Below are 10,931 nucleotides of genomic sequence, written 5' to 3' on the forward strand. Positions count from 1 at the left end.
TCAGGCGGCTTCGAGCAGTGCCAGGGTGTCGGTCGCGCCCATCATCTTCGCCGCGGCCAACGCCGTCAGGCCGCTGGCGTCGCGGGCCTCGGAGTCGGCGCCGTGTTCCAGCAGGCAGAGGACGATCTCCGGGCGATTGAACATCGCCGCCATCATCAAGGCGGTCTTGCCGTCGGGAGAGGCGCCTTCCACCTGGGCGCCACGGCTGAGCAACAGGCGCACCATTTCCAGGTCGCCCTTGAAGGCGGCGCCGGCCAGCGGCGTCTGCCCGGCATTGTTGCGCAGGTCCGGATCGGCGCCGTGATCCAGCAGCACGCCGACGGTGTCGTGGTGGCCGTAATAGCTCGCCAGCATCAGCAGGCTGTCGCCCTTGTGGTTGCGCAGGTTGGCCGGCAGACCCTGCTGGAGCAGTTCCGTCAGGCGCGGGGTATCGCCCTGACGGGCGAGGTCGATCACCTGGTTGGCAAATTCCAGGGTCTGTTCATCCATTTCCGGGCGGTTCGCGGCACTCATCCTGAAGTCTCCTTGGCAAAGTCGAGAATGCACTGAAGGATAAGGACTGGCGCGCCTGGGCGCGCCAACACTGTGCCTATGGTGGTGGTGAAAAATTTCAATCCGTTGCTTCAGGGCAGGTCTGGCGTGATTCGCGTCCGTAAACTTGCGCAAATGCCGCCTTCGCACGGCGGCTTTTCGGCGAAAATTGCAGCATAATCAGTGATCAGCGGTTGCACCCTGGGTGAAACCGCGAACCGCCGGGCGGGCAAAGATGCCCACCGTCGGTGGGAGTGGCACACTGCCCGGTTGCAGGGATCGCCATCCCGAAGCCTTCGCGCCAGGACGCGGAGCGACGAATATCCAGTGCCGGCCAATGGGCGGGTACCTTGATGCCTAACCTTGCCGCCCGGCCCGGCGGCGCAGATTGAGAAGAGGATTGACCGTGCATAAAGTCGTGATCAGCGGAACCGGCCTGTATACCCCGCCGTTCAGCATCTCCAACGATGAACTGGTGGAATCCTTCAACGCCTACGTCCGCAGCCACAACGACCAGCACGCCGACGCCATCGCCAAGGGCGAGGTGGAAGCGCTCTCCGAATCGAGCTCCGCGTTCATCGAAAAGGCTTCCGGCATCAAGAGCCGCTTCGTGGTGAACAAGGAAGGCATCCTCGATCCGCAGCGCATGGCGCCGCGTATTCCGGAGCGCTCCAACGAAGACTGGGGCATCCTCTGCGAGATGGCGACCGCCGCCGCGAAGCAGGCCCTGCAGCGCGCCGGCCGTACTCCCGAAGACATCGACGGGGTGATCGTCGCCTGCTCCAACCTGCAGCGCGCCTACCCGGCGGTGGCCATCGAGGTGCAGGCCGCCCTCGGCATCCAGGGCTTCGGCTACGACATGAACGTCGCCTGCTCCTCGGCCACCTTCGGCATCCAGGCCGCAGTGAACAGCGTGCAGCTGGGCCAGGCCCGCGCGATCCTGATGGTCAACCCGGAAATCTGTACCGGCCACCTGAACTTCCGTGACCGCGACAGCCACTTCATCTTCGGCGACGCGGCCACCGCCGTGGTCATCGAGCGTGCCGACCAGGCCACCAGCGAGCACCAGTTCGACGTGGTGAGCACCAAGCTGCTGACCCAGTTCTCCAACAACATCCGCAACAACTTCGGCTTCCTCAACCGCGCGGCGGAAGAGGGCATCGGCAGCCGCGACAAGCTGTTCGTGCAGGAAGGCCGCAAGGTGTTCAAGGACGTCTGCCCGATGGTGGCCGAGCTGATCGGCGAGCACCTGGCGCAGAATGACATCCCGGTCAGCGACGTGAAGCGCTACTGGCTTCACCAGGCCAACCTGAACATGAACCTGCTGATCACCCGCAAGCTGATCGGCCGCGATGCCGAACCGCACGAAGCGCCGGTGATCCTCGACACCTACGCCAACACCAGCTCGGCCGGCTCGGTCATTGCCTTCCACAAGTACCAGGACGACCTGCCCGCCGGCTCCATCGGCGTGCTGAGCTCCTTCGGCGCCGGCTACTCCATCGGCAGCGTGATCCTGCGCAAGCGCTGATCGTGCCCGCCGACGACAGCGAGCTGTTGTCGCGCCTGCTGGCCGGTGACCAGCAGGCCTTCCGCGCCCTGGTAGCCACCTACCAGGGCGCGATGCGCGCCGTGGCCATTGCCATCGTCGGCGCAGCCCATGCCGATGAGGTGGTGCAGGATGCCTGGCTCGCCGCCGTGCGCAACCTGGACGGCTTCCAGGGGCGCTCCAGCCTCAAGACCTGGCTGCTGACCATCACTGCCAATACCGCCAAGTCTCGCCTGCGCAAGGTCCGCCGCGACGTCTCGCTGGACGACCTGCCTGCACCCCACGGCAGCATCGATGATTCGCGCTTCGCTGCGGACGGCCACTGGAGCACCGCGCCGCTGGCCTGGCACGAGGATTCGCCCGAGGCCCTGCTGGCCGAGGATGAACTGCGCGAATGCCTGGAAAAGACCCTGCTCAGCCTTTCCGAATTGCAGCGCAGTGTGTTGCTGCTACGCGAGCGCCAAGGCCTTGAGTTGGAGGAGATCTGTAATCTGCTGGAGGTTTCGCTCTCCAATGTCAGGGTGCTGCTGCACCGTGCACGGCTGAAGGTATTCGCCACCGTGGAGCACTTCGAGGAGACCGGGGAATGCTGACCTGCAAGGAACTGGTGGCGCGCTCCAGCGACCTGCTGGACGAACAGCTGGGCTGGCGCGAGAAGCTGGCGTTGCGTCGGCACCTGCTGCTCTGTCGGAACTGCCGGCGCTATCTGCGGCAGATGCGTCTGACCCAGGCAACCCTGCGCTTGCTGCCGGAGTCGCCGAGTCCCGATTCGGAACGCCTGGCCGACCATCTCGCCGAGTTGCGTCGGGACAGTGCGCGCCGCTGAAAACGACAGAATTAAGCGGTCAGCGCAGGATGAGCATGTCGTAGGATGGGTGGAGCGCAGCGATACCCATGCTGACTGTGCTTCGGATTGATGGGTATCGCTACGCTCCACGCCATCCTACTCAAGCACTTACCGGATACGCCCGAGTGATGTCGATCCTTCAGGGGCGGGCCATACCGCGATCGCCTCTGCAGCACACTCTTGCAGCAAAATCCTCAGCTCAGACTTTGAGCCCGCCATGCATCCAGCCCGCCCGACAGCGCCCAGGTGCGCGGGTGTCCGAAGGCCTGCAACCGCTCCGCCAGCATCGCCGCGGAAAGCTCATGGGGGCAGGCGCAGTAGATCACCACGTCCTTGTCCTCCAGGCTGTCGCCGAGCTCATCCAGCTGTCCGTCCAGGCTGAAGGCGATGGAACCGGGAATCGCCTCGTCATCGAACTGCGCACGCACATCGAGAATCAGCGGCGGCTCTCCAGCATCCAGGCGTGCTCGCAACTCGTCGACGCTGATGCGCGGAATCCGAGAAGTGCGCTTGAGCAGGCTGAAGCGCTGCCAGAGCTTCCAGGCGATGAACAGCGCGAAGGCGCCGAGCAACGCCGCGACGCCGACGCTGGCGTACTCGGTGAGCAAGTCGAGGATGCGGTCCACCGCGCTGCTGAAGATGCTCCCGAGCATCAGTGCAGAACCGGCCCAGAGCGCTGCTCCGGCGCAGTCGTAGGCGAGGAAGCGCGGCAGCGGCGTACGCGTCATGCCGGCCATGGTGGTGGTCAGCGCGCTGGCGCCGGGGAGGAAGCGCGAGATCAGCAGGGCGCGCGGGCCGATACGTAGGTAAAGGCTCTGGCTCTGTCGAATGCAGCTGTCTGGCGACAGCGAGACCTTGCACACGCTGCGCAGCATGAAACCGCCGTAGCGCCGTCCGGCACAGAACCAGAGCAGGTCGGCGATCAGGCAGGCGCACACAGCCACCGCCAGTGCCTGGCCCAGCGGCACGCCGCTACCTTGCAGCGCCAGGGCACCGGCGACGATCAGCGCAGGGTAAGCCGGAATCGGCAGGCCCAACTGTTCCAGCAGGACGTTGAAGAACAGCAGGGTGAGGCCGTGCTGCTGGATCAGGGGTTGCAGTTCGTGCATGGGAAAGCCTGAACGGGAAAGGAATTCCAGGAGTAGGCGACAGCATACCGGCAAAGCGGACTACAGAAAGTGCCCGTGAGCCTAGTGGGACGTGGCTTAGGACCTTTATGCCATAAGGAAATCAAAAGTTCCTCTGTAATAAAAGTTTTATCTACGAGCAACTGATCTGAAATAACCCCTCGCCAAGATTCCCAGCAACACAAACGGGGGCCGCCAGAACGGCCTGTGCGGGTCCTTGGGGGGCGCGCAGCAGCCAGGCACTCGGCGTGTTCAACGCAAATACCATTAAGGGGAATCTTCGATGATCCGTAAGCACTTCGCCGGTTACGCCGCCACTGCCCTGGCACTGGCCGTTTCCGCCCAGGCTTTCGCAGGCACAGTCACCACCGATGGCGCCGATATTGTGATCAAGACCAAAGGCGGTCTTGAAGTCGGCACCACCGACAAGGAATTCAGCTTCAAGCTCGGTGGCCGTCTGCAAGCGGATTACAGCCGCTTCGATGGTTTCTACACCAAGAACGGCAATAACGGTGACGGCGCCTACTTCCGCCGCGCCTACCTGGAGCTGGGCGGCACTGTCTACAAAGACTGGAAATACCAGATCAACTACGACATGTCCCACAACTCCGGTAACGCTGACAACGGTTACTTCGACGAGGCTTCCTTCAGCTACACCGGATTCAGCCCGGTAACCCTGAAGTTCGGCCGCTTCGACCCGGACTTCGGCCTGGAAAAAGCCACCAGCTCCAAGTGGGTCACCGCCACCGAGCGTACCAGCGCCTACGAACTGGCTGACTGGATCAACACCCACCAGGACGGCATGGGTGCCCAGGTTGGCGGCGTCGTCGCCAACATGGCCTACCTGGATGCTGGCGTATACGCCAAGGACGCCGACGACACCGACGGCGACAGCGTCAAGCAGTTCAACTTCCGTGGTGTGTTCGCTCCGCTGAACACTGACGGCAACGTCCTGCACGTTGGTGTGGACTACGCCTACCGCGACCTGGACGACGTAGCCTTCGACTCCCGCATCCGTCCGCGTCTGGGCATGCGTGGTATCGCCACCAACGGCGGTAACGACGCTGGCGACAACGGCAACCGCGCCACCTTCGGCGGCGCTACCCTGAGCCCAGCCGGTTCCTACAAGGACGACTCCACCTGGGGGGCTGAATTCGCCTACGCCTTTGGCCCGTTCTCCGCTCAGGCCGAATACCTGAAGCGCAAACTGAAGGCCGATGCCGACGCTTACGAAGACATCAAGGCTGACGGCTACTACGGCCAACTGGCCTACACCATCACCGGTGAATCCCGCGTGTACAAGCTCGATGGCGCCAAGTTCGACACCATCAAGCCGGCCAACAAGGAAATCGGTGCCTGGGAAGTCTTCTACCGTTACGACCACATCAAGGTCGATGACCCGAACGTGGTCGTGGCTACCGCCACTCGCGACGTGGGCGACACCAAGGCCAGCACCAACACCATCGGTGTGAACTGGTACGCCAACGAAGCCGTGAAGGTCTCCCTGGACTACGTTCACGTCAGCACCGACGGCATCCGCAACGCTAACGGCGATGATGACGGCAACGGTGTCGTGACCCGTCTGCAGTACGTGTTCTAAGAACTACAGCTCTACCGTTTGACTCCTTTGTGTGAACCCCCGCCTCGGCGGGGGTTTTTTTATACACGTTTGCAAAGGAGCGGACGTTCTTTGTAGGGTCCAGGTCAGCGAAAGTTGGGGCCCGCGGGCCGTCGCTGGAATTCGAACTCGAGCAGTTCGTCGAACGGGTTGCCCATTTCCAGCCGTGTCCAGCCCAGCTTGATGAGGAAGGCGAGCGCCGCCGGGTTGTCCGGCCTCACACTGGCCCGCCATAAGGGGCTGCTTTGTAGTTCAGGTCGATTCATCACCAGCGCCATTACCTTGCGTCCTACGCCTGTGCCTCGCATCTCCGGGCGCACGGCAAGGTCGGTGACGAAGTAATAAGGATGCGTCGGGTTGGGCAGGCAAACCCCCACCACCGCGACCAGCAGGTCGCCACGCAGAATGCTGTATTGAGCCTTCTCCGCATCGTTCAGCACCTGTTCCAGCCAGTAGCGATCCATCGGGCCCAGTTGCGCGTAGAGCATCGGATCGTCGAACCAGCTTTCGTATGGCGGGATGTCCTCCGCCTGGAAAGGGCGAATCTGCATGCGGGCGCTCTCCGGTGCAGCTTTGGGAAGTTTCACACTCGCATCTGCTGGGCGATTGCGTCAATCGACCCTGAGCGCTCGCGTCATTGAGGCCGCGTGCGGCCAGCACCTACCCTGCGGGCACTCAACCCACCGGGAGTCGACCATGCTGCGCAATCACTTCGAGACCGAGCACAACCTGTTCCGCGATGCGTTCCGATCCTTCCTCGACAAGGAAGTGGTGCCCCACCAGGAGGAATGGGAGGACGCCGGCGTAGTGGACCGCAGTGTCTGGCGCAAGGCGGGGGAGATGGGCTTCCTGCTGCCCTGGGCGGAAGAGGAGTACGGCGGAACCGGTCTGAAGGATTTTCGCTACGAACAGATCATGTGTGAGGAATTGGCCGCCATCAACGAGCCGGGCTTCATGATCCCGCTGCACTCGGCGCTGTGCGGCCCCTACATTGCCGAATACGGCAACGCCGAGCAGAAGGCTCGCTGGCTGCCGGGCATCATCCGAGGCGAAAGCATCCTGGCGGTGGCGATGACCGAGCCGTCCGCGGGCTCCGACCTCGCCGGCATGCGTACCACAGCGGTGGACAAGGGCGACCACTTCGTCCTCAACGGCTCCAAGGTATTCATCTCCAACGGGCTGCTGGCGGACCTGGTGATAGTCGCGGCCAAGACCGATCCGAATAACAAGCACGCCATGGGCCTGTTCGTGGTCGAGCGCGGCATGGAAGGCTTCGAGCGCGGACGCAACCTGAAGAAGCTGGGCATGAAGAGCCAGGACACCGCCGAGTTGTTCTTCAACAACGTGAAAGTGCCGAAGGAAAACCTGCTGGGCGATGCCAAGGGGGGCTTCTTCTACCTGATGAACATGCTGGCCCAGGAACGCCTGACCAACGCCTGCGGCGCGGTGGCTGGTGCAGAGGCGGCGCTGAACGCCACCGTCGATTACGTGAAGGAGCGCAAGGCCTTCGACCGTCCGGTGGCGCACTTCCAGAACACCCGTTTCAAACTCGCCGAGATGCGTACGCAGATCGACGTAGCGCAGGTCTTCACCGACCGCTGCGTGATGGACCACAACCAGAAGAAACTTACCCCCGAAGTGGCTGCCGAGGCCAAGCTGTTCACCACCGAACTGCTTTGCAAGGTGGTTGATGAAGGCGTGCAACTGCATGGCGGCTGGGGTTACATGTGGGAGTATCCGATCTGCAAGATGTACGCGAACGCGCGCATCCAGCGCATCTTCGCCGGCACCTCGGAGATCATGAAAGAGATCATCAGCCGCGGCATGAAGCTCTGAGGCGCGGCGCCCACGCATCGATTGAGCGAAACAGGAGTGCCCATGAACGGCCCGCTCGCCTCCCTGAAAGTCCTCGATTTCTCCACCCTGCTGCCGGGGCCGTTCGCCTCGCTGTTGCTGGCCGACATGGGCGCTCAGGTACTGCGGGTGGAATCGCCCACGCGCATGGACCTGGTGCGCGTGTTACCGCCGCACGTGGATGGCACCTCAGCCAGCCACGCCTACCTCAATCGCAACAAGCGCTGCATCGCGCTGGACCTGAAGCAGGCCGAGGCAGTGGAGGTGGTGAAGCAACTGGTGCAGGAGTACGACATCGTGCTGGAGCAGTTCCGCCCCGGTGTGATGGACAAGCTGGGCGTGGGCTACGAGGCGCTCAGGGCGATCAACCCGAAGCTGATCTACGTGTCGATTACCGGCTACGGCCAGACCGGCCCGTTCCGTGACCGCGCCGGGCACGACATCAACTACCTGGCGCTGGCCGGTGTGGCCAGCTACACCGGCCGCCGCGAGAGCGGCCCGTTGCCTCTGGGCGTGCAACTGGCGGACATCGGTGGCGGTTCGCTGCACGGTGTGATGGGCCTGCTGGCGGCGGTCATCCACCGGCAGCAGACGGGGGAGGGGCAACAGGTCGATGTGAGCATGACCGACTGCGCCTTCAGCCTGCACGGCATGGCCGGCGCGGGCTATCTCGCGGCGGGCGTGGAGCCGGAGATGGAAAGCCTCGCGCTCAACGGCGGCAGCTTCTACGACTACTACCGTACTCGCGATGGTCGCTGGTTCTCGGTGGGCAGCCTGGAGCCGCAGTTCATGCAGCAATTCTGCGCCGCCATCGGTCGTCCGGAGCTGGCCGCGCGTGGACTGTCACCCAAGCCGGAAGAGCAGCAGGCGCTCAAGCGCGAGATTGCCATCGAGTTCGAAAAGCACGATTTCCACGAGTGGCAGGAACGTTTCGCCGCGTTGGACGCTTGCGTCGAGCCAATGCTCTCCATGGCTGAAGCGGTGGAGCATCCGCAATTGCGCGAGCGCGGCGTAGTCACTCAGGTGCCTACCAGGCAGGGCGGCACGCAGCGGCAGGCGGCCTGCCCGATTCGCTTCTCCGCGGGTGTGCCGGAGCCGCGCCACATCGGCGCCGCACTGGGCGCACACACGGCTGAGGTGATGGCGGAGCTGGGCTATTCGGCCGAACAGGTCGAGGCGTTGAAATCGGCGAAGGTCATCGCCTGATTCGCATCATTCGCGGCGGGTTTCGCCGGTGAAAATCAGCGTCGCACGGCAGCGCCGGCAGTAGTAGCGGCGGCCCTGTGCGACCAGGTTGTGGCGCTGGGCGGAAAAGGGGAATTCATTGCCTTCGCCGCAGTGGCAGCGATACAGGTAGCGGGTAGAGCGGCGGCGCTTGATCTCGTAGGTGTGGCAGCGATCGGGCGGCAGGCCGTAGATGCCGCGCATGATCAGCTGCCACTCTTCGCCGTGCGGGCGAATACGCGGGCCGAACATCTGGTGGGCGATCAGGTGCGCCACCTCATGGGCCACGGTCTGCTGCAGGAAGTGTTCGTGGTTTTCCCGGTACAGCTGCGGGTTGAAGCGCAGCAGGTTTTCATCCAGGTGGGCGACGCCGGCCTTCTGGCCGCGTAGCCGGAAGCTCACTTCCGGGCGGGGAAAGCGCCGCTGGAAGAAGGCTTCGGCCTGCTGGTAGCAGGCTTCGACGCGAGCGTTGAGCTGTTCAGGCATACAGTGGTTCTCCGACGGGGGCAGATTATGCCGCAGTCGGAGCGCGGGTGGAGGATTTCTCGCGGCCGCTCGTCCGGGGTGCAGGTTCAGGCAAGCCGGGCGAGTTTCAGGCAAGCACGTAAAAAAACCGGGCCGCTGGGGCCCGGTTTTACGTTCACGTTGTGCTATCAGGTGTATTCCGGGCCGACGCCGCTGCCCCAGAGGATGACCGACAGGGCCATCATCGCTACCAACACCACCAGTCCGACCGCCAGCACTGAGCTGGAGAACAGGAAGCCTTCATCCTTGGGAATGTTCATGAAGGTCGGGATGCCGACGTAGAGCAGGTAGACGGTGTAGCAGATCGCGGCGGTGCCGATGATCATGCCCAGCCACAGGTGTGGGTAGAGCGCCGCCAGACCGCCAATGAACAGCGGGGTCGCGGTATACGCAGCGAAGACGATGCATTGGGTCAGCGATGGCGACGCGTCGTAGGTGCGGGCCATCCAGTGGATAAAGGCGCCCATCACGGCGACGCCGGCGAGCATGGCGATGTAGGTCATGATGGTCAGCTGGATCGCGCTGGCGGCGGTCAGCTTGACCGGTCCCGCATTGCCCAATACCCAGCCGACCTGCGTGGTGCCGATGTAGGCGGAAATGACCGGGATGGCAGCGAGGATCAGGACGTGGGTGAGGTACATGTGGCTGATGGATTCTTCCTCGCCACGGATGTCCTGCCATTCCTGATCGGGATGGGTGAAGAGCCCCCACACATGATGGATCATGTCAGCATTCTCCTCTTCTTATAGAAGGCCGCCCCCCAGCCAGGCGCCTGATTCGCGTAGCCAGCGACATCCGGTGCCCGGCCGACCTATGCGACCTTAAGTCGCAGTATAGGAATGGCCGCAATCCACGTCGTCCGTAGGGTTAGAGCAAATGGAAGTTTCACGGGCGGCTGTAATAGCGCTCCAGAATTTCCATCGCCTTGTTGATCGACTGCAGGCGCGTCGTGCTGCCGCCCCGATCGGGGTGGTGCTGGCTGACCAGTTGGCGGTAGCGCAGCTTGATCAGCGCGTAGTCCACCGGACCGTCCTCCAGCTCGAAAAGAGCCAGGGCTGCGGCCTTTTCCTCGTTGCCCTGCATGCGCGTCCAGAAGCTTTCCAGCAGCTTCTCCACGTCGTGTTCGGTCGTTTCCTTCAGATGTATCTCATCGAGGTAGTAGGCGCGCAGCTCGTCCTGTTCACCAATTGCCTGCACGCCACTTATATAAGGGGAGAGACGGATCTGCAGTGGGCCGATCTCCAGGTGCGCGGATTTCCCCTCCCAAAGCCGGTCGCGCAGGCGGTACAGCGCGTTGAATACGAGGAAATGGGTGCGGAACAGCACCAGCTTGTCCGTTAGCGGCAGGTTCGGCACGTGAGTGGAATGCCGGGCCTTGAGTTGCTGGATAAGCTGGAATTCGGAGATTCCTTCAGGCGCTTCCTGTAGCAACTGCAGGAGCTGGTCCGTCAGGTCGAGGGAAGGTTCGAGGTCGGGCATCATGCTGTCAGATTAGCAGTAGCCCGATAGAGGGGCTGGGGTATGCGTCGCTTTGCGCGTAAAAGAACGTGTGGTATTTGAGCTGGGTAAACCCTTTGGACTGCCTTGGACAGCGATGGCTAGAGCGCCCATGCCGCAAGGCATTCAGCTGATTGGCTGTGGATAGCGCTGGAGAGGAAT

12 protein-coding genes are annotated in these 10,931 nt (G+C 63.0%); 6 read left to right on the forward strand and 6 right to left on the reverse strand.

All coding sequences use genetic code 11. The annotated features are described in order from the left end of the window. Entirely contained in the window at positions 1 to 513 is a 513-nt protein-coding gene (locus FAS41_RS19510) for an ankyrin repeat domain-containing protein (RefSeq protein ID WP_138525097.1), read from the reverse strand. 424 nt (positions 514 to 937) lie between these two features. On the opposite strand from FAS41_RS19510, the gene FAS41_RS19515 reads away from it, so the two are divergent. From FAS41_RS19515 to FAS41_RS19525, 3 genes are read left to right on the forward strand one after another with little or no spacing between them, the layout of a single operon-like run. After that, on the forward strand, positions 938 to 2,059 hold the full coding sequence (locus FAS41_RS19515; RefSeq protein ID WP_138525098.1) for a beta-ketoacyl-ACP synthase III: 1,122 nt from the start codon (positions 938 to 940) through the stop codon (positions 2,057 to 2,059). After that, entirely contained in the window at positions 2,059 to 2,670 is a 612-nt protein-coding gene (locus tag FAS41_RS19520) for an RNA polymerase sigma factor (RefSeq protein ID WP_138525099.1), read from the forward strand. Before FAS41_RS19515 ends, FAS41_RS19520 begins: the two co-directional genes overlap by 1 nt. Beyond that, entirely contained in the window at positions 2,664 to 2,903 is a 240-nt protein-coding gene (locus FAS41_RS19525; RefSeq protein ID WP_138525100.1) for an anti-sigma factor family protein, read from the forward strand. The genes FAS41_RS19520 and FAS41_RS19525 overlap by 7 nt, the downstream gene beginning before the upstream one ends. Before the next feature lie 215 nt (positions 2,904 to 3,118). Here FAS41_RS19525 and FAS41_RS19530 read toward each other — a convergent pair whose 3' ends face one another. After that, positions 3,119 to 4,033 (reverse strand): DedA family protein/thiosulfate sulfurtransferase GlpE, encoded by a 915-nt coding sequence (locus FAS41_RS19530; protein ID WP_138525101.1) that lies wholly within the window; start codon positions 4,031 to 4,033, stop codon positions 3,119 to 3,121. A 301-nt stretch (positions 4,034 to 4,334) separates the two neighbouring features. Between FAS41_RS19530 and FAS41_RS19535 the strand changes: the two genes are divergently transcribed. Beyond that, the gene (locus FAS41_RS19535; RefSeq protein WP_138525102.1) at positions 4,335 to 5,651 is read left to right on the forward strand and encodes an OprO/OprP family phosphate-selective porin; all 1,317 of its coding nucleotides are present in this window, start codon (positions 4,335 to 4,337) and stop codon (positions 5,649 to 5,651) included. Positions 5,652 to 5,755: 104 nt separating this feature from the next. Here FAS41_RS19535 and FAS41_RS19540 read toward each other — a convergent pair whose 3' ends face one another. Further along, the gene (locus FAS41_RS19540) at positions 5,756 to 6,220 is read right to left on the reverse strand and encodes a GNAT family N-acetyltransferase (protein ID WP_138525103.1); all 465 of its coding nucleotides are present in this window, start codon (positions 6,218 to 6,220) and stop codon (positions 5,756 to 5,758) included. Positions 6,221 to 6,365: 145 nt separating this feature from the next. On the opposite strand from FAS41_RS19540, the gene FAS41_RS19545 reads away from it, so the two are divergent. Continuing rightward, positions 6,366 to 7,505, forward strand: a complete 1,140-nt coding sequence (locus FAS41_RS19545) for an acyl-CoA dehydrogenase family protein (protein ID WP_138525104.1) — start codon at positions 6,366 to 6,368, stop codon at positions 7,503 to 7,505. A gap of 42 nt (positions 7,506 to 7,547) precedes the next feature. Continuing rightward, entirely contained in the window at positions 7,548 to 8,729 is a 1,182-nt protein-coding gene (locus FAS41_RS19550) for a CaiB/BaiF CoA transferase family protein (RefSeq protein ID WP_138525105.1), read from the forward strand. Positions 8,730 to 8,735: 6 nt separating this feature from the next. On the opposite strand, the gene FAS41_RS19555 is transcribed toward FAS41_RS19550, so the two are convergent. The 3 genes from FAS41_RS19555 to FAS41_RS19565 form a co-directional block, all read right to left on the reverse strand. After that, positions 8,736 to 9,233 (reverse strand): SprT family zinc-dependent metalloprotease, encoded by a 498-nt coding sequence (locus FAS41_RS19555; RefSeq protein ID WP_138525106.1) that lies wholly within the window; start codon positions 9,231 to 9,233, stop codon positions 8,736 to 8,738. A gap of 167 nt (positions 9,234 to 9,400) precedes the next feature. Then, a complete protein-coding gene (locus tag FAS41_RS19560) occupies positions 9,401 to 9,997 on the reverse strand; it encodes a Yip1 family protein (protein WP_024764594.1) in 597 nt (198 codons plus the stop codon). A gap of 160 nt (positions 9,998 to 10,157) precedes the next feature. Further along, on the reverse strand, positions 10,158 to 10,754 hold the full coding sequence (locus FAS41_RS19565) for a DNA-J related domain-containing protein (protein ID WP_138525107.1): 597 nt from the start codon (positions 10,752 to 10,754) through the stop codon (positions 10,158 to 10,160). Between the last annotated feature and the right edge of the window lie 177 nt (positions 10,755 to 10,931).

This window comes from Pseudomonas nicosulfuronedens, from assembly GCF_005877905.1.
Taxonomy (GTDB): Bacteria; Pseudomonadota; Gammaproteobacteria; order Pseudomonadales; family Pseudomonadaceae; genus Pseudomonas; species Pseudomonas nicosulfuronedens.